We start from the raw sequence: 18752 nt of genomic DNA, 5'->3' as shown, positions 1-18752 counted from the left end.
CGGAGATCCGACATGCCGCGACTCACGCCCACCTTGCTGTTCCTCGCGCTGTCCGCGTCCGGTCCGGCGCTGTCAGCGCCTGCAGAACACTACGACCTGCTGATCCGCAACGGCGTGGTCTACGACGGCAGCGGCGCCGCACCGCAGCGCGTCGACGTCGGCGTGCGTGGCGACCGCATCGTCGCGCTGCTGCCGGCCGGCCAACAGGCCGACGCCGCGCAGGTGCTCGACGCGAAGGGCATGGCGGTGGCGCCCGGCTTCATCAACGTGCTGAGCTGGGCGACGGAGTCACTCATCGCCGACGGCCGCGGCATCAGCGACACCAAGCAGGGCGTGACGCTGGAGATCTTCGGCGAAGGCTGGTCGATGGGACCGGTCAACCCGCGCATGAAGGCGGACGCACTGAAGCAGCAGTTCGACATCCGCTACGACATTCCGTGGACCACGCTGGGCGGCTACCTGGAACACCTGCAACAGCGCGGCGTCACGCCCAACGTCGCCTCGTTCGTCGGCGCCACCACGGTGCGCATCCACGAACTGGGCGAGGAGGATGTCGATCCCACCCCGGAACAGCTGGCGCGCATGCAGGACGTCGTGCGGCAGGCGATGCGAGAAGGCGCGCTCGGCGTCGGCAGTTCGCTGATCTATCCGCCTGCGGCCTTCGCCGAGACCGGCGAACTGGTGGCGCTGGCGAAAGCGGCCGGCGAATCCGGCGGCGGCTACATCTCGCACATGCGCAGCGAAGCGGACCGCTTCCTCGAAGCGATCGACGAGACCGTCTCGATCGCCCGCGCCACCGGCCAGCGCGCCGAGGCCTATCACCTGAAGGCCGCCGGCGAGAAGAACTGGCCGAAGATGCAGCAGGCGATCGACCGCATCAATGCCGCTCGCGACGCAGGCCTGCAGGTCAGCGCCGACATGTACGTGTATACCGCCGGAGCCACCGGACTGACCGCCAGCCTGCCGCCGTGGGTGCAGGCCGGCGGGCACGACGCCATGATCCAGCGCCTCAAGGATCCGGCCACGCGTGCGCGCGTGATCAAGGAGATGCGCGACCCCGACGTACCGTGGGAGAACCTGCGCCTGCTCGCCGGGTCGGACGAGCGGCTGCTGCTGATCGAGTTCAAGAGCGATGCGCTGAAGCCGCTCGGCGGCAAGACGCTGGCGGCGATCGCGCGCGAACGCGGCACGCCGGTGGAAGACACGGCGATCGACCTGATCATCGAGGACAACCACCGCATCGGCACCGCCTACTTCCTGATGAGCGAGGAGAACATCGAGCTCGGCCTGAAGCAGCCGTGGGTCAGCCTGGGCTCGGATGCCGAGTCGTCGGCGCCGGAAGGCGTCTTCCTGAAGTCGAGCACGCATCCGCGCGCCTACGGCAACGTCGCGCGCTTCCTCGGCCATTACGTGCGCGACCGCGGGCTGATGCCGCTGGAAGAGGGCATCCATCGCCTGACCGGCCTGCCGGCCGCGAACTGGAAGCTCAAGGATCGCGGCTGCCTGCAGGCAGGCTGCTACGCCGACATCGTGGTGTTCGATCCGGCCACCATCGCCGACCGTGCGACCTACGACAAACCGCAGCAGTACGCGACCGGTGTCAGCGAGGCCTTCGTCAACGGCGTGCAGGTGCTGCGCCAAGGCGAGCACACCGGTGCGACGCCGGGCCGTGTCGTGCGCGGACCGGGCTGGTCCGGCAAGGCCGACTAGCCGTTCGTCGACGGTTCTCCGTTTGTGTTGACAATTCTCTGATTAGGATCATTATCCCTGATCAGGATATCGCTGCACGATCCGGCCGGGGGCCGGGACAGCGTCCAGACCACCGCAGACCTTCTTGTCGCCCCGGGAGAACAGGCATGACCCAGTTCCAGTCCGCACGGCCGTGGTACCGCAAGCAACTCTCCCTGGCGATCGCCGGCGCACTCGCCTGCTGCACCACGCCCGCGCTGGCGCAGGAGGTCGTGCAACCGGACGACGCCTCCGCGACGAACCTGGACACGGTCGTCGTTACCGCCAACAAGCGCGTGGAGAACGTCCGCGACGTCGGCGCCTCGATCAGCGTGATCGGCGAGCGGCAACTCGAGAACATCGGCGCGGTGTCGCTGTCCGACTACGCCGCCTTCATTCCCGGCCTGCAGGTGCAGAACGACGGCAGTCCGGGCCTCACGCGCGTCTCGCTGCGCGGTATCGCCGCGCTGTCCTCCGGCGCCACCGTGTCAACCTACATCGACGAAGTGCCGGTCGGCTCCAGCGGCATCTACCAGGGCGCGAGCACGCTGATGCTCGACCTGCTGCCCTACGACATCAGCCGCGTCGAGGTGCTGCGCGGGCCGCAGGGCACGCTGTACGGCGCCGGCGCGATCGGCGGCCTGCTCAAGTACGTGACCCGCGAACCCGACCTGTCCACGACCGAGGCGCGCGTCGGCGTCGGCATGCGCAGCGTGCAGGGCGGCGACCAGGCGCTGAACCTGCGCTTCGGTGCCAGCCTGCCGCTGAAGGACGAGCGGCTCGGCCTGCGCATGAGCTTCGCGCGCAACGAGATCGCCGGCTTCACGGACAACGCGGTCGATGGTCGCGAAGACATCAACGGCGGCAGCCAGCTCGGCGCGCGCGCAGCGCTGTCCTGGGACGGCGATGCGGTCGACATGGACCTCGGTGTGCTGCACCAGCGCATCCGCAGCGACGACCGTGCCGGCGTGGCGCTGGATCCCGATACGCAGCAGCCTCTGTTCGGCGATGACGACGATCTCGCCTGGCAGCCGCGGCCGTTCTCGAAGGAACTGACCCTGGCGTCGCTCAGCTTCGACTGGGACCTGGGCTGGGGCAACGTGATCTCCGCGACCGGCTGGTCGCAGACCGACACCGTCGACCAGATCGACGCCACGGTGCAGTTCGGCGAGGTGGCCGACCTGCTGCTCGGCCTGCCGGAGCCCGGCAGCTCGTTCGTGCGCTACAGCTTCGACCTGGACAAGGTCACGCAGGAGTTCCGCCTGCAGTCGAAGGGCGGCGGGACGTTCGAGTGGATGGTCGGCGCGTTCTACACCAAGGAGGATGCGCTGCAGAGCCAGTTCGCCTGGCTGGGCCAGCGCGACGGCACGGCGTTGCCTGCGCCGTACGACGACATGTTCGGCACGCTGGCGATCATCAACCTGCCCAGCACCTACAAGGAGTACGCGCTGTTCGCCAACGGTTCGTGGCGGTTCGGCGAGCGCTTCAAGATCGACGCTGGCCTGCGCCAGGCGCGCAACGACCAGTGGTTCAGCCAGAACGTACCCACCGGCATCCTCGCGCCGATCGCCGACACGCCCGGCGAATCCAGCGAGGACGTCTTCACCTGGAGCATCAGCCCGCAGTACAAGTTCTCGGACGACGTCATGGTCTACGCGCGCGTGGCCACCGGCTACCAGCCGGGCGGGCCGAACGTCGCACTGGTCGGCATCCCGCCGCAGGTCGACTCGTCGATGCTCGACAGCTACGAGATCGGCCTGAAGTCGCAGTTCGCCGACCGCCGCGTCACGCTGGACGTGTCCGCGTTCCGCATCGACTGGGAAGACATCCAGGTGGCGTCGTCGTTCAATGGCATCGGCGGCCTGGTCAACGGTGGCGAGGCGACCAGCGAAGGCCTCGAACTGTCGTCGCAGTTCCGCGTCACCGATGCCCTGATGCTGGGTTTGAACGCGGCGTACACCGACGCCAGCATCAAGAACGATTTCGAACCGACGGTGATCCCGCAGGGCGCGTTCGACGTCATCCTGTGGACCGGCCTCGCCGGCGACCGCATGCCGTACTCGCCGAAGCTGTCGTGGACGGCGACCGCCGAATACGCGTTCTCCACCGCGGGCGGCCTCAACGGGCAGGTCGGCGCCGCACTGCGCTGGGTGGGCAAGCGCCTCAACGACACCACCGAACGCCAGCGCGTCACCGCGGCGGGCGATCCCGACACGCTGCTGCTGCCGGACGAGATCACCATGCCGCTGGAACTCGACAGCTACCGGGCCCTCGACCTGTACGCCGGCATCGGCAAGGGCAATTGGGAACTGCGCGCCTACGCCAACAACGTCACCGGCGAGCAGGCATGGTCGACGCTGGCGCCGATGGATGGCGCGCTGTCCGGTGCGCGCTCGCACCTGGCGGGCGTGCCGATCCAGCCGCGCGCCTTCGGCCTCGAGATCGATTTCCGCTTCTGACCGCGCGCCGCTCGCGCGAGCGGGTGGCGTCGTCTCCCTCCGGATCCGGGCACCGCGCATGCAGACCGCCGTTCCGTCGCCGCTCGACGTCGACAGGCTCCCGCAACCGTACCTGCTGTTCCTCGGCGATACGGTGGAGCCCAGCTATGCGAAGACCGCGTTCGGCCTGCGCGACTGGGCGCGCGACCGCTGCGTGGGGGAATTCGCCTGCGATACCGCGCAGGTCACCACCGGGTTGCCGTTCCTGTCACCGGCGCAGGCACGGCAGGCGGGCGCACGCGCGATGGTCATCGGCGTCGCCAACCCGGGCGGACGCATTCCGCCCGCGTGGATCCCGCTGCTGATCCAGGCGCTGGAAGCGGGCCTGGACCTGATCGGCGGCATGCACATGCGCCTGTCGGGCATCGAACCGCTGCGCAACGCGGCGCGAGCGCTCGGACGGCAGTTGATCGACGTGCGCGAACCGCCGGCCCATCTCCCCGTCGCCACCGGCGCCAAGCGCACCGGCAACCGCCTGCTGACGGTCGGCACCGACTGCGCGCTCGGCAAGAAGTACACCGCGCTGGCGCTCACGCGCGCGTTCCGTGCGCGCGGCGTCGATGCCGATTTCCGCGCCACCGGCCAGACCGGCATCCTGATCGCCGGCGCCGGTGTACCGATGGATGCGGTGGTCGCGGATTTCGCGGCCGGTGCCGCGGAAACGCTGTCGCCCGATGCGGACGCCGCACACTGGGACGTCATCGAAGGGCAGGGCTCGCTGTCGCATCCGGCCTATGCCGGCGTGTCGCTGGCGCTGCTGCACGGCAGCCAGCCGGACGTGGTCGTGGTCTGCCACGAATACGGCCGCGAGCGCGTGCTCGGCTATCCGCATTATCCGCTGCCGTCGGTCGAGGACACGATCGCGCTCGCGCTGACGCTGGGCGCGCGCACCAATCCCGCCATCCGCTGCGCCGGCGTCAGCGTCAATACCGCCCGGCTGGACGCGGACGAGGCGACCCGGCAGCTGGCATCCATGGCGGATCGCCTCGGCGTGCCGGTCGCCGATCCGATCCGCGGCGGCGACGCGTTCACCGCGCTCGTCGACGCCTGCCTCGCGCGCGGCGGGCGCTGAGCCGATGAGCGCCACGCCCACGCCGTTCCAGCGCTGGATACTGCCCGGCCTCGCGTTCAAGGCGGCAGTGATCGGCGGCGGCTACGCGACCGGCCGCGAACTGGCGGAGTACTTCATCCCCAGCGGGCCGCAGGGCGGCATGCTGGCGATCCTGGTGGCGATGGCGTGCTGGAGCCTGGTCTGCGCGCTGACGTTCGCGCTGGCCTTCGCCGTGCGCAGCGTCGACTACCGCAGTTTCTTCGCCGTGCTGCTCGGCCGCTTCGCCTTCGTGTTCGAACTGGCCTATCTGGTCTTCATGGTGCTGATCCTCGCCGTGTTCGGCGCGGCGGCCGGCGAGATCTTCGCCGCGATGCTGGGCTGGCCGAAGCTGGTCGGCACGCTGCTGCTGATGGCGGGGATCGGCGTGTTCGCCGCCTATGGCAACGACCTCGTCGAGGCACTGTTCAAGTGGGTGTCGGTGTTCCTGTACGGCATCTACGCCGTGTTCGTGCTGATCGTACTGGCCGGCTTCGGCGAGCAGGCGCTCGCCACCCTGTCGACACCGCAGCCGACGACGGGCTGGCTGCAGGGAGGGCTGACCTACGCCGGCTACAACATCGTCGGCGCGGTGATCGTGTTGCCGCTGGTGCGCCACTTCCTCAGCCGCCGTGATGCCGTCGTCGCCGGTGTGCTGTCCGGACCGCTGGCGATGCTGCCGGGCCTGTTGTTCTTCCTGTGCATGCTGGCGTGGTATCCGCAGATCGGCGACGAGGCCTTGCCGTCGGACTTCATCCTGCGCCAGTTGCAGATGCCGGTCTTCCATGTGCTGTTCCAGCTGATGATCTTCAGCGCGCTGCTGGAGAGCGGCACCGCCGTCGTGCATGCGTGCAACGAACGCATCGCCCATGCGTGGCGCAGCCGCGGTCGCGCCACCGTCGGCAAGCGCGTGCGCCTGGTGATCGCCAGTGTCCTGCTGGTCGGTTCGATCTTCATCGCCGACCGCGTCGGCCTGGTGGCGCTGATCGCCCAGGGCTATCGCGGCCTGGCCTATCTGTTCCTGGCGGTCTATGTCCTGCCGTTGCTGACCGTCGGGGTCTGGCGGCTGTGGCGCGGTCCCGCTGCGCTGGCCATATCGGCGCCCACCTTGTCCGGAGATCGTGGATGAACCTGTCCCTGAAGACTGTCCTTGCCGCCATCGCGGTCGCGTTGTTGTGTGTCGCGACACCGGTCCGTGCCCAGGTGCCGGACGGCTTCGACGCACGGGTCGAGCAGGTCATGCGCTCGCGTGACGTGCCGGGCATGGCGATCTCCATCGTCAAGGACGGTCAGATCGTGCACGCGAAGGGCTACGGCGTGCGCCGGCTGGGCGGCAGCGAGCCGGTGGATGCGGACACGATCTTCCCCACCGGGTCGACCGGCAAGGCGGTCACCGCCGCGGCGCTCGCCATCCTGATCGACGACGGCAAGCTGTCGTGGGACGACAAGGTGGCCGACCACCTGCCGGATTTCCGCATGTACGACGCCTGGGTCACGCGCGAGATGACCGTCGCCGACCTGCTGCTGCATCGCAGTGGCCTCGGCCTCGGGGCAGGCGACCTGCTGTTCATTCCGCGCACGTCGCGCAGCCGCGCCGACATCGTGCGCGCGCTTCGGCACATCAAGCCCGCCACCAGCTTCCGCAGCGGCTATGCCTACGACAATATCCTCTACATCGTCGCCGGCGAACTGGTGACCCAGGTCAGCGGGCAGCCGTGGGAAGACTTCGTGCGCACGCGCATCTTCCAGCCGCTCGGCATGACCACCGCCGTCAGCGACGAGAACGACCGTTTCGCCAATCCGAACCGCGTGCAGCCGCATGCGCGACTCGACGCGCGCCTGCGCGGGCTCGGTCCGCAGCAGGTGCTGCCCGAACGCGAAGGCCTGGGGCAGGTCGGTGCGCCGGCCGGTGGCCTGTCGTGGAGCGCGAAGGATTTCGCGCGCTGGATGCAGGCGCAGCTCGCGCTCGGCGCGCTGCCGGACGGCAAGGGACGGATCTACAGCGAAGCCTCCGCGCGCGCCATGTGGACGCCGCAGGTGACCATCCCGATCCGCCAATTCCCCGCGCCGATCGCCGACATGACGCCGCAGTTCTCCGGCTACGGGCTGGGCTGGAACGTGCAGGACTACCGCGGCGTCAAGGTCGTGCAACACGGCGGCGCGGTGTTCGGCGTGCTCGCCTTCGTGGTGCTGGTGCCGGAGCGCAACCTCGGCATCGCGCTGCAGATCAATGCGGAGGACGTCGAGGTGATGCGCGGCCTGGGCTACGAACTGCTCGATCATTACCTGGGTTTCGAAGCACGCGACTGGGTCGGTGCGTTCTCCACCTGGAACCGCGAGCGCCTGGCCGGCGGACTGGAAGCGCTGAAGGGCGCGACGGGTCCCGCGCGCAACACCGCATCGCGGCCGTCGCTGAAGGCGGCCGGCTATGCTGGCGATTACCGGGATGCGTGGTACGGCCCGGTGTCGATCACCGAGCGTGGCGGCAAGCTGCGCCTCGACTTCAGGCAGACGCCCAACATGGCCGGCGCGCTGAGCCACTGGCAGTACGACACGTTCCGGGTCGACTGGGACGACGCGTCCATCGAGCCCGCCTACGCGACCTTCGTGCTGGACGCAGACGGCCGCATCGCCCGGTTCACCATGAAGCCAGCCTCGCCGCTGGCCGATTTCAGCTACGACTACGCGGACCTGGAGTTCCTGCCGGTCGCGCGCAGTGCCGGGCCGTCGCCGTCGGAGTAGGGAAGCAGACGACGTTCGCGGTCGTTGTCTGCGCTCCGTATGGAGCGCCGTCTTGAAGATGGCACTTCACGCCCGCGACACCGTCGTGCCATGGTGCTCCCACGCGCGGCGCGGATGCTGGCGACTGGCCACCATCGCCCTCGTCCATGAGTTCCTTTCTCGGTCACGCCCTCGCAGGCTTCACGGCGTATCGCTGTTGCCGTGGCGGGAAACACCCGCTACCGCGCTGGGCGGCGATCCCCTTCGTCGGCGTCGCCATGGCGCCGGACCTGGACTACCTGGCGGTCTGGTGGTTCGGTTACGCCGCGAATCCGCGCATCAGCCACAGCCTGGTCGTTGCGCTGGCGGCGGTGGCGATCGTCCATCGCATGACGGAAGACAAGGGACGGGCACGTCTGCCGTTCGGCCTTCTGCTCGCTGCCGGCGTGTCGCACGCATTGCTCGACTTCCTGGTGGGCGCGCATCCCGTGCCGTTGTTCTGGCCGTTGGATGCGGGCGTCACCACCCCCATCGGCGTACTGCCCAGCGCCGGCGCGCTGGCGTTCGGCAACGTCTACCTGTGGAGGAACCTGCTGATCGAGCTGGGCGTGCTGCTGCCGGTGTCCGCGCTGCTGATTGCCTTCTGTCGAGGCTGTCCCGCACGCCGCGTGCTTACGTGGGCACTGTTCGTCGCTCCGGTCTGGCTGGTGTTCGCAGGGTGGTCGGTCGCGTTGAGTCGGTAGATTGTGGTGGTCGCGTGCAACGGATGCGCGCTTTCGACCCAGCGCAGTCAGCCAGCGCTGGAAGCTTCGTCTCCGACAGTCAAGCGAAAGAACGACTCGACGACGTCAGGCCGCGCGCACTGTTTCCCAGTCCAGCCCGAAGCGCGCCAGGTACTTGCGCAGGCGGTCGGCGTCGTTGGTGCTCGCGCGCTGGCTGCGCGACACCGCGAACAGCTCGCGTCCGGCCTGCGACATCGACTTGCAGCGCGCGCACAGCGCCACCACGTCTTCGAGCTGCACGCGATCGAAGCGGTCGAGCGCGGTGTAGCGATCACCCAGCAGTGCTTCAAGTCGGCTCGGGGTGGCGCCTCCCTGCCATTGCCGCCGCAGGCGCGCGATCTCCTCGTCGACCTGCGTCACCTGGATGCGCCCGGCCTCGGCGAGCGTGGCCAGGCGCTGCACCGAGGCGCCGAGGTCGCGGAAATTGCCGGCCCAGCGCGCCTCGGGCCCGGCGGCGAACGCTAGGTACTTCACCCGCGCCTCGCGGTTGAACGACACGCGCTGGTGCTGCTCGCGCGACCAGCGTTCCAACTCGAAGTCGAGATTGGGCTCGATGTCCTCGCGCCGCTCGGCAAGGCCAGGCAAGCGGTAGGTCCACAGATTCAGGCGCGCGAGCAGGTCGTCGCGGAACCTTCCAGCGGCGACCGCGAGGTCGAGATCGCGGTTGGTGCCGGCGATAAGCTGGAAATCGCTCTCGACTTCCTTGTCGCTGCCCACGGGCAGGAAGCGCTTTTCCTCGAGCGCTCGCAACAGCATCGCCTGCTCGTCCAGGCCCAGCTCACCGATCTCGTCGAGGAACAGCATGCCCTGGTGCGCCGAGCGCAGCAGGCCGGCGCGATCGCCGACGGCGCCGGTGTAGGCGCCCTTCGTGTGGCCGAACAACGTGCTCATCGCGCCATCGCCGCGCAGCGTGGCGCAGTTGACCTCGACGAAGCGGCCCGACAGTTGGTGCCGCGTCGACTTCAGCTCGAACAGGCGCCGGGCCAGCTGGCTCTTGCCCGCGCCGGTTGGACCCATCAGCAGCATCGGCGCCTTCGAGCGCGTGGCCACGGTCTCGATCTGCTCGATCATCCGGTTGAACTCGGCGTTGCGCGTGGCGATGCCGCTCTTGAGCAGCTCGCGGTCGGCGAGCTTGCGCTGGGCGAAACGCTGCGCGATGCGGTCGTAGCGCGAAAGGTCGAGGTCGATGAAGGCGAAGCTGCCGGGGTTGCCGCCGGACTGGGTGCGCGGCGGCGAGGTCTGCAGCAGCTTGCCAGGGAAGTGCCGGCTCTCCGTCAGCGCGAACCAGCAGATCTGGGTGACGTGCGTGCCGGTGGTGATGTGGACAAAGTAGTCCTCTTCCTCCGGGTCGAAGGCGTAGTCGCGCAGGAAGTCGTGCAGCGCGCCGTACACCGCCTCGAAATCCCAGGGGTCCGCGAGCGCGAGGTCGTGGCGGCGCACCTGCGTCTCCGGAGACACCTGCGCGAGGTCGGCGACGGCGACGTCGGCCTGCTTGCCGAACTTCGCCTCGTCGACCAGGAGCTCGATCCGGTCGACCTGCCAGTGCTCGTGCATGCCGAGCGCGACGGTAGGGCGCCACTTCTCCCAGCGGCCCGGGCCGCTCCCCGAGTCGAGCTGGGTGCCGAACATGCCGAGGATCACTTGGCGGCGAGCCATATATCCATTCCGATAATAAACGCGCTTCAAATATACATATATTAATAGCAGATGTCGCTGCGACGAGGATCCTTTGTCATTAACATCAATGAGATAGGTGGAGGTGATGGGGATTGGCACGGCCATTGCTCTATGGGAGTCGTCCCCCAATCCACCGAGGAATGCCCCATGGCCAACACGAGCCTCTTCACGTCTCTCCGCGGCGCCTTCTTGCCGAGCGCCACCGCCCGCAACGAGGCGGGTGGCCTCGCCTACACCCGCACCCCGGAGTCGGCGCTCGCCCTCTACGCGGCGACCGGTTGCCTCAACGGCACCTTCTATGCGTCCGCCGGCGAGCAGCTCGACCAGGCGCTCACCCTGGCGTCGCAGTGCGATCCGGCCTTCGTGGCCCGTACCGCCGTGTACGCCCGCAAGGTCGCGCACATGAAGGACATGCCGGCGCTGTTGCTGGCGACGCTGAGCACCCGCGACGGCGAGTTGCTGGCCAAGGCCTTCCCGCTCGTGGTGGACAACGGCCGCATGCTGCGCAACTTCGTGCAGATCGTCCGCAGCGGCGTCGTGGGCCGCAAGTCGCTGGGCTCGTTGCCGAAGCGCCTCGTGCGCCAGTGGCTGGAGGGCGCGTCGGTCGACGCGATCGTGCAGGCCGCGATCGGCAACCAGCCGTCGCTGGCCGACGTGATCCGCATGGTCCACCCGAAGCCGGCGGACGCCGCGCGCCGCGCGCTCTACGCCTGGGTCGTCGGCAAGCCGTACGACGTGGCCGCGTTGCCCGCCAAGCTGCAGGCCTACGAGGCGTTCAAGCGCGCGCCGGTCGGCGAGCTGCCGGACCTGCCGTTCCAGTACTACACGTCGCTGCGCCTGTCGGCGGACCAGTGGCGCGTGCTGGCCCGCAATGCCTCATGGCAGACGTTGCGCCAGAATCTCAACACGTTCGCCCGCAACGACGTGTTCGAGGACGGTGCGACGGTGAAGGCGCTGGCGGCGACGCTGCGCGACCCGGCGAAGATCGCCAAGGCGCGCGTGTTCCCGTACCAGTTGCTGATGGCATACGCGGCTTCAGGAGGTGGCGAGGTACCGGCTGCGATTCGTGAGGCCCTGCAGGACGCGATGGAAGTCGCGACCCGGCAGGTGCCGAAGCTCGACGGCAACGTCGTGGTGGCGGTCGACGTGTCGGGCTCGATGGGCTCGCCGGTGACCGGTTACCGCAAGGGTGCGACCACGGCCGTGCGTTGCGTGGACGTCGCGGCGCTGGTGGCCGCGTGCGTGCAGCGCACCAACCCGGGCGCCCGGGTGATGCCGTTCGACACCGAGGTGCGCGAGTTGCGGTTGAACCCGCGCGACAGCGTGATGACGCAGGCGAAGCAGCTCGCGACGTTGTGTGGCGGCGGCACCTCGATCAGCTCGCCGCTGGCACGGCTGAACCGGGAGGGCGCCCGGGTCGACCTGCTCGTGATCGTGTCCGACAACGAGAGCTGGCGCGATACCCGCACGAGCGGTGCGACCGAGACGATGCGCCAGTGGGCGAAGATCAAGGCGCGCTGCCCGCAGGCGAAGCTGGTCTGCATCGACCTGCAGCCGGCGGCGACGAGCCAACTGGTCGAGCGGGAGGACGTGATCCACGTCGGCGGCTTCAGCGACGCGGTATTCGACCTGCTCGCGGTGTTCGCGGCGCAGCGCGCCAACAGCCCGCGCTGGGTCGAGAAGATCGCGTGCATGGAACTGTGATGGGATGGAGTTGCCCGGCCGCAATGGGGCGGTCGGGCTTCGGCAGTAAGGTTTCAGGAGAATTCGAATGACGTTGGCGGTACGCGAATGCCGTCGGAACTACATCACTCATAATGACCAGGTCGCGGGTTCGAATCCCGCCCGCTCCATTCGACGGAGCGGTAGCTCAGTGGGAGAGCAGGACGTTCCGACAACTCTCGTCGCGTAGCGGCAACGGCACATACGGTACCCGGCATCGCCGCCGAATGCCGGTGGAACTACAGCATCGCCAGGTCGCGGGTTCGATTCCCGCCGGTCGCGAGACCGTAGCTCAGCGGTTAGAGCAGACGACCACGTTCCATCACCTTCGTCGGCAGCGGCGCCGGACTTCAAATAGCAACAGGAGACATGACGTTTCGCCGAGTCGGACACGAATGCCGACAGGAACTACACCCTTTCACGGTCGAGGTCGCGGGTTCGAATCCCGCCCGCCCAGTCATGTGGGGCGGTAGCTCAGCAGGCAGAGCGCGAAAATACGTTCCTTCACTTTCGTCGTGCCCGGCACGGTTTTGGTTTCAAACGGTGAATGCCGCCGGAACTACACTGGTTCCCCCGAAAGGGGTTGGGTTCAATTCCCACTGCCGCAAGGCAGAGCGTTCCGGCACCCTCGTCACCGTCCCATCTTCCCCGACCGCTTCGGCGGTGGTGCGCGCAGGAGCCGGCGGATGCCGGCCGGACTACAGTCAACCGTCTGGCCTCGACCTGGTCGCCGGCTCCTGCGCCCAGCATCGCTCAAGAACGAGAACTTCCAATGACCCACCAGAGCTACGACATCATCAACGAGCCCGGCGCCGCGCCGATCAAGCTGTGGACCCGCGGCGTGCCGCTGGAGGACGAGGCGCGCAAGCAGCTTGTCAACATCGCGAAGCTGCCCTTCATCCACAAGTGGGTGTCGGTGATGCCCGATGTGCACCTCGGCAAGGGCGCGACGGTGGGTTCGGTGGTTCCGACCATCGGCGCGATCGTGCCTGCGGCGGTCGGCGTCGACATCGGTTGCGGCATGATCGCGGCGCGGACCACGCTGACCGCGTCCGACCTGCCCGACGATCTCGCGCCGCTGCGCAGTGCCATCGAGCAGGCCGTACCGCATGGCCGCACGGTCGGCCCGCGCGACAAGGGCGCCTGGGAGCACCCCCCGGCGCTCGCGATCGAGGGCTGGGCGCAGCTCGAGCGCGACTTCGAGCGCATCAAGGCGCGCCATCCGAAGCTCGCGAGGACGAACAACCTCAACCACCTGGGAACGCTCGGCACGGGCAACCATTTCGTCGAGGTCTGCCTGGACGAGGAGCAGCGCGTGTGGTTCATGCTGCACTCCGGCTCGCGAGGCGTCGGCAACGCGATCGGCACGCATTTCATCGAGCTCGCCAAGCAGGACATGCGCCGCTGGATGATCAACCTGCCGGACCAGGACCTCGCGTACCTGCCGGAGGGCAGCGAGCACTATGCCGACTACGTGTTCGCGGTGGACTGGGCGCAGCGCTTCGCGCGCGTGAATCGGGAGATCATGATGAAGAACGTGGTCGAAGCGGCCCGAAAGGTGATCGCGAAGCCGTTCGAGGCGCAGGCCGAGGCGGTGAACTGCCACCACAACTACGTGCAGCGCGAGCATCACTTCGGCAAGGACGTGTTCGTGACCCGCAAGGGCGCAGTGAGTGCGCGCAAGGGCGAGCTGGGCATCATCCCGGGCAGCATGGGTGCGAAGAGCTTCATCGTGCGAGGCCTCGGCAATCCGGACAGTTTCAACTCCTGCAGCCACGGCGCGGGCCGTGTCATGAGCCGCACCGAAGCCAAGCGTCGCATCAGCGTCGAGGACCATGCCAAGGCGACGGCGCACGTGGAGTGCCGCAAGGATGCGGACGTCGTCGACGAGTCGCCGGCGGCGTACAAGCCGATCGAGGCGGTGATGGCGGCGCAGAGCGATCTGGTGGAGGTGGTGCATACTCTGAGGCAGGTCGTCTGCGTCAAGGGCTGACATCGACGCGGCACGAGCTGCGTCGCGATTTTCTGGAGATTCAACAAAATGGAGATGCTCGAACTCGATGGCGCCCAAGGCGGCGGGCAGCTGTTGCGCAGCGCGCTATCGCTTTCGCTGTGCACCGGCATCGGCTTCACGCTGCAGGACATCCGGGCCAAGCGCTCCAAACCGGGCCTGATGCGCCAGCACCTCACGGCCGTCAACGCGGCCGTGCAGGTCGGCGGCGCGCGCGTGCACGGCGCCGAGCTGGGCGCTACGTCACTACGCTTCGAGCCGGGTGCCATCCGCGGTGGCGATTACTCGTTCGCGACGGGCAGCGCCGGCTCCTGCACGCTCGTGCTGCAGACCGTGCTGCCGGCGCTGTGGCGCGCGGACGTCCCGTCGCGCATTCGCCTGGAGGGCGGCACCCACAATCCGCTCGCTCCGAGCGCGGACTTCCTCGCCGACAGCTTCGTGCCGCGCCTGCGCGACTTCGGCATCGAGGTCGGCCTCTCGCTCGAGAGCCCGGGTTTCTATCCGGCCGGCGGCGGGGTGCTGAACGCCATCGTGCAACCAGCCGGCGAGCTGCGCGCATGCGCGTTCGAGGATCGCGGCGAGTTGGAGCGCATGGACGCTACCGCACTGGTGTCCGGGCTCTCGTCGGACATCGGCTCGCGGGAGCTCGCTGTGTTGCAGGCGCGCTTCGGCCTGGACGAAGACGCGCGCCATCTGCGCCAGGTGCGACCGCCCCGCGGTCCGGGCAACGCGTTGATGTTGCGCGTGCGGCACGCGGCCCACACGACGACCTTCACCGGTTTCGGCGAGCGCGGCACCAGTGCCGAGACAGTCGCCACGCGCGTGGCCGACGAGGCCCGGGCGTACCTCGATTCCGGTGCCTGCATCGACGAGCACCTCGGCGACCAGCTGCTGCTGCCGATGGCGCTCGCCGGGAAGGGCAGCTTCACCACGACCGCGCCGAGCGATCACTTGCGCAGCAACGCGGCGCTGATCGAGAAGTTCCTGCCGGTGGAGATCGCGTGGGAGCAACAGGACGCAACGACGTGGCGCGTCTCGGTGGAGGGATAGCGGAGGTGCGATTCGGTGCCGATGCTTGCGCTGCCGGCTGCCACCTGTTGACGCAGCCCAGCGCGCCGAATGCGTGTATGGACGCTGCTCGTCGCTCCGTCCGGATAGTGTTCGTGGGCTGGTCGGTCGCGTTGAATCGATAGGACATGGTCGTCGGCTTGTTCGGCCGGCCCCGGCCCCCCTAAGATCGCGGTGTATCAATGGTTCGGCCGTCAGGTCGTGGAGCCGCGCACGCATGGACAGTCTTGGGCAACAGGTGATCGAGCTCGAGCGCGCGCTGCTGGATCCGGCGATACGCGCCGATGCGGACCGTCTTTCCCGGCTCGTTGCGGACGACTTCCGGGAGGTGGCTGCAACGGGTCGCTCCTTCGGCAAGGACGAGGTGCTGGCGCGTCTGCCCCACGAGACCGGGGTCGGCTTTCTGGCGACCGCCATGGAGGCTCATGTGCTCGCCCCGGACGTCGTGCTCGTGACCTATACCGTCGAGAGGACGCATGACGGCCACACCGTCCGCTCGTTGCGCAGTTCGGTGTGGGTAAGCCGCGACGGCGCCTGGCAGATGCGTTATCACCAGGGCACGAAGGTGGATACTGCCGCATGAGAACTCATCCAAGCCGAAGCCCGCATCGCGGATCGGCTGAAACCAGGCGCCAGACTTCGATGCAACGACCGTTGCCATTCCGACAAGCGTTCGCGCTCTTCTTCCGCCAGATGTCGCCGCATGTGCCAATGGATGAGAGGGCATTGAGGGCGGCGGGCATTGGACCTTGGGAAGCGCTTCTTTGCATGTTGTTGGGGTTAGCGGTGGCGGTCGCCATCACGACCGGTGCCATGTGGATGTTCGTGCAGACCGCCGCGCGGATCGTCCTAATTCAGGTGTAGACACCACATCATGGCTCTCAAGACGCTACTTCTCTTTCTTCTGGCGCTGTCTTTCGTGGCCTGTTCGCAGCCTTCGCAACAGGCGGTTGAAATGGATCCGAAGGACATCCAGGTCGGATCCTATCGGCACGATGAGGTTCCACCGGCATTGCTCGCTCGCATTCGCGCCACGACGGACACCTTCGAGAGCATTGACGGCATTACTTATGAAATGGCCGTAGATCTGTACAGGCGCGACCTGGATCCCGAGGGGAATCTGGTCCTGTGGGAGGGGATGGTAAACGCCTACACGTCGTTCTGTCGATCCAGATGCGGAACGCCGGAGGAGCGCATGGACGTCTACCGCACGCTTTTGCTCCGCTCCATGTTCAACGAAGAAGATACGTTGGAGAGATCGCAGCTCAAGGTTCTCAGTCTCGACGAGGCCAAGGCGGTCATGCAACGCTATGTGTTGGCGCCAAAGCCAGTCGACGTCGTTCGAGGTAACTAGGTGGTGTACAAAAATTCTCTCGAACCGAACCCGCTTCGCGTGTTGGCCAAATTCTGGGCTTGCGCCTCATGAATCGGATTTTCTGGCTTTTGCTTTGGATATACGTTGCCGCGTTGACCGGATGCACATCTGTCTTTCATGGGCCGGATAGGGCACTTACTGCGGACGAATTGATTGGGGTGTGCGACTGGGGTCATCGTGGCTCGGCCGAGACATGGGAACTGCGTGCAGACGGTACATTCAGCCGGACGCTCCACGAGCATCTGGGTGCTCCCTCGGCCACGTTCACCGGCACATGGCTGCTGCTGGGCAACCAACTGACCTTGAGTGAGGCGCCTCGGGCCGACAAGGACGGTGAAAGGATCCTGGCGGAGGTATTCTTCTACAGGCACAAGCCTGCCTTTGCGCGTCGCGAGGATATCGAGAATGAAAAAGTCCATGAATGGTGGGTATGCAAGCGGCGCGAGTCGGCTGAAAGCTCGTAATTCATTTACGCAGAATCCGCTGCGCGGGTCGGCTTAAGTCAGACATTAGGCGTCATGGGAGATCGTCAGGTTTTGAAAGAGATCAAGACAACGTGGGCCTCGCTGCATGGTGAGGGCATGCAGCTTGAGCTGTCCTGCGAGGTTGGTGGGCATGAGCACTGCTTTGCCAGATTTGTTGCCGACGAGTTGGATGAAACATTGTTTCTTCAACTTGCTGTGGATGGTCAACGTGTACGCGTTCCCGTTTCACAGCTCGAGTCTCTGATCGCTGATGCTAAGCGGGATGTTCATTCCGAGTCCTGGTACGACGAGAATCCTGTGGCGGGTGGCGACACCTGACACCCATTCATGCGGAAGCGGCTTCGCGACTTGACGTAACACGGACGTTCTCCCGGTGGCCGCCTCTAGCCGACAGTGCCAGAGACCGAGTCGGCACGAAGGTCGGCCGAGCGGAGAGCGGCTTTTTCCCTCTCCGGATTCGCTCAAAGCCTCTCCAGAGAGGCTTGATCCCCTCTCCCGGTTCGCGCAAAGCCTCTCTCTCGAGACTTTTTGCCGCTTTAGGTTCGCGGGGATACCTCTTTAAAGCGGCTTTTTCCGTCTTTGGGTTCGTGCAAAGCCGCTCTATTGAGGCTTCCGTCCCTCTCCCGGTTCGCTTCAAGCCGCTCCCGGTTCACTCCAACCCGCTCCGGTTTCGTTCCAACCCGCTCGGAGTTCACTTCGAGCCGCTCAAGAGCGGCTTTTTCCCGCTCCGGTTTCGCGGAAAGCCGCTCTGAAGAGGCTTTGACCCGCTCTCTCCACCCTCTTTCCCGCGCTCACGCCGTCCTGTGTGAGATCACGCCGACGCCTCCGCCGTCCGCGACACGCGGGGCAGGGCGTTGAGCTGGACGGCGACGTAGTCCATGTGGCCGCCGGCGGCGAGGCGGGCGCGGTCGGGGTCGCGTTGCAGGATGGCGGCGAGCAGGGCGTCGTGCTGCCGGCGCAGCTGCTGCGAGACCGGCGACTGCGGCGACAGGCCGGCGAGGCTGACCTGCACGTGGTCGTGCAGCAGCGCCAGCAGCGAGGCGATGAGATAGGAGAACACCGGGTTGTGGGTCGCATCGGCGATCGCGCGGTGGAAGGCCACGTCGCTGCGGATCTGCGCCTGGCGGTCGCTGCCGTTGTAGGCCGCATCGACCGCGGCGTGCGCCGACCGCAGCCGCTCGCGATCCCCGTCGTCGTGCCGCAGCGCCGCCAGTTCCGCGGTGCGGCCTTCCAGCATCGCGCGGAACTCCACCAAATCCGCCTGCAGCATCGGATGGTTGCGCGCCATGTCCTGCCAGATCTCCGCCATCCGCCGCTCCGTCGCGGCGACCACATACGTGCCGTCGCCCTGCCGGCGCTCCAGCACGCCGCGCGCGACCAGCAGGCCGATCGCCTCGCGCGCCGTCGCACGCGACACCTGCAACTGGTCGGCGAGGGTGCGCTCGGCGGGCAGCCGTCGGCCGGCGACGTAGCGCCCGTCGGCGATGGCCTGTTCGAGGTGGCGGGTGACCTGGGCGACCTGGGTGGACATGGCGGCCTGCGCTCGGATTGGTCGGACCAATATACCGCCTGCCGGAGGCCGGCACAGACTCGGTTCC

General features: G+C 67.3%; 16 protein-coding genes. 14 read left to right on the top strand and 2 right to left on the bottom strand.

Annotated elements, in window-relative coordinates:
- Window positions 1-12 precede the first annotated feature (12 nt).
- From AC04MD_RS12470 to AC04MD_RS12445, 6 genes are all read left to right on the top strand, one after another.
- Complete coding sequence (locus AC04MD_RS12470; protein WP_475497572.1) at window positions 13-1710, top strand: N-acyl-D-amino-acid deacylase family protein; 1698 nt, start codon at window positions 13-15, stop codon at window positions 1708-1710.
- A gap of 146 nt (window positions 1711-1856) precedes the next feature.
- Window positions 1857-4187, top strand: coding sequence for a TonB-dependent receptor (locus AC04MD_RS12465; protein ID WP_475497571.1), 2331 nt, complete (start codon window positions 1857-1859; stop codon window positions 4185-4187).
- A 58-nt stretch (window positions 4188-4245) separates the two neighbouring features.
- Complete coding sequence (locus tag AC04MD_RS12460) at window positions 4246-5298, top strand: N-acetyltransferase DgcN family protein (RefSeq protein WP_475497570.1); 1053 nt, start codon at window positions 4246-4248, stop codon at window positions 5296-5298.
- 4 nt (window positions 5299-5302) lie between these two features.
- Entirely contained in the window at window positions 5303-6442 is a 1140-nt protein-coding gene (locus AC04MD_RS12455; protein WP_475497569.1) for a YkvI family membrane protein, read from the top strand.
- Window positions 6439-8055 (top strand): serine hydrolase, encoded by a 1617-nt coding sequence (locus AC04MD_RS12450; protein ID WP_475497568.1) that lies wholly within the window; start codon window positions 6439-6441, stop codon window positions 8053-8055. The genes AC04MD_RS12455 and AC04MD_RS12450 overlap by 4 nt, the downstream gene beginning before the upstream one ends.
- Window positions 8056-8201: 146 nt before the next feature.
- Window positions 8202-8777: a metal-dependent hydrolase gene (locus AC04MD_RS12445; protein WP_475497567.1), complete on the top strand. Its 576-nt coding sequence runs from the start codon at window positions 8202-8204 to the stop codon at window positions 8775-8777.
- Window positions 8778-8882: 105 nt separating this feature from the next.
- Here the strand turns inward: AC04MD_RS12445 and rtcR are convergent, their stop codons facing one another.
- Entirely contained in the window at window positions 8883-10472 is a 1590-nt protein-coding gene (gene rtcR, locus AC04MD_RS12440; protein WP_475497566.1) for an RNA repair transcriptional activator RtcR, read from the bottom strand.
- A gap of 168 nt (window positions 10473-10640) precedes the next feature.
- Between rtcR and AC04MD_RS12435 the strand changes: the two genes are divergently transcribed.
- From AC04MD_RS12435 to AC04MD_RS12400, 8 genes are all read left to right on the top strand, one after another.
- Window positions 10641-12197 carry a vWA domain-containing protein gene (locus AC04MD_RS12435; RefSeq protein WP_475497565.1) on the top strand — a complete coding sequence of 519 codons (1557 nt, stop codon included), beginning with the start codon at window positions 10641-10643 and terminating at the stop codon, window positions 12195-12197.
- A 790-nt stretch (window positions 12198-12987) separates the two neighbouring features.
- A complete protein-coding gene (locus AC04MD_RS12430) occupies window positions 12988-14208 on the top strand; it encodes an RtcB family protein (protein ID WP_475497564.1) in 1221 nt (406 codons plus the stop codon).
- A 48-nt stretch (window positions 14209-14256) separates the two neighbouring features.
- Window positions 14257-15276 carry an RNA 3'-terminal phosphate cyclase gene (gene rtcA, locus AC04MD_RS12425; protein WP_475497563.1) on the top strand — a complete coding sequence of 340 codons (1020 nt, stop codon included), beginning with the start codon at window positions 14257-14259 and terminating at the stop codon, window positions 15274-15276.
- A 235-nt stretch (window positions 15277-15511) separates the two neighbouring features.
- A complete protein-coding gene (locus AC04MD_RS12420) occupies window positions 15512-15877 on the top strand; it encodes a nuclear transport factor 2 family protein (protein ID WP_475497562.1) in 366 nt (121 codons plus the stop codon).
- A gap of 59 nt (window positions 15878-15936) precedes the next feature.
- On the top strand, window positions 15937-16158 hold the full coding sequence (locus AC04MD_RS12415; RefSeq protein ID WP_475497561.1) for a hypothetical protein: 222 nt from the start codon (window positions 15937-15939) through the stop codon (window positions 16156-16158).
- Between the two features lie 10 nt (window positions 16159-16168).
- Window positions 16169-16648: a hypothetical protein gene (locus tag AC04MD_RS12410; protein WP_475497560.1), complete on the top strand. Its 480-nt coding sequence runs from the start codon at window positions 16169-16171 to the stop codon at window positions 16646-16648.
- A gap of 68 nt (window positions 16649-16716) precedes the next feature.
- Window positions 16717-17133, top strand: a complete 417-nt coding sequence (locus AC04MD_RS12405) for a hypothetical protein (RefSeq protein WP_475497559.1) — start codon at window positions 16717-16719, stop codon at window positions 17131-17133.
- A gap of 72 nt (window positions 17134-17205) precedes the next feature.
- On the top strand, window positions 17206-17472 hold the full coding sequence (locus AC04MD_RS12400; protein ID WP_475497558.1) for a hypothetical protein: 267 nt from the start codon (window positions 17206-17208) through the stop codon (window positions 17470-17472).
- A gap of 493 nt (window positions 17473-17965) precedes the next feature.
- Here the strand turns inward: AC04MD_RS12400 and AC04MD_RS12395 are convergent, their stop codons facing one another.
- Window positions 17966-18685, bottom strand: coding sequence for a FadR/GntR family transcriptional regulator (locus AC04MD_RS12395; RefSeq protein WP_475497557.1), 720 nt, complete (start codon window positions 18683-18685; stop codon window positions 17966-17968).
- Between the last annotated feature and the right edge of the window lie 67 nt (window positions 18686-18752).

Source organism: Pseudoxanthomonas sp. LjRoot206, from assembly GCF_056175725.1.
The sequence above is the reverse complement of the archived record's forward strand: the minus strand, read 5'-3'. Positions and strand labels throughout refer to the sequence as shown.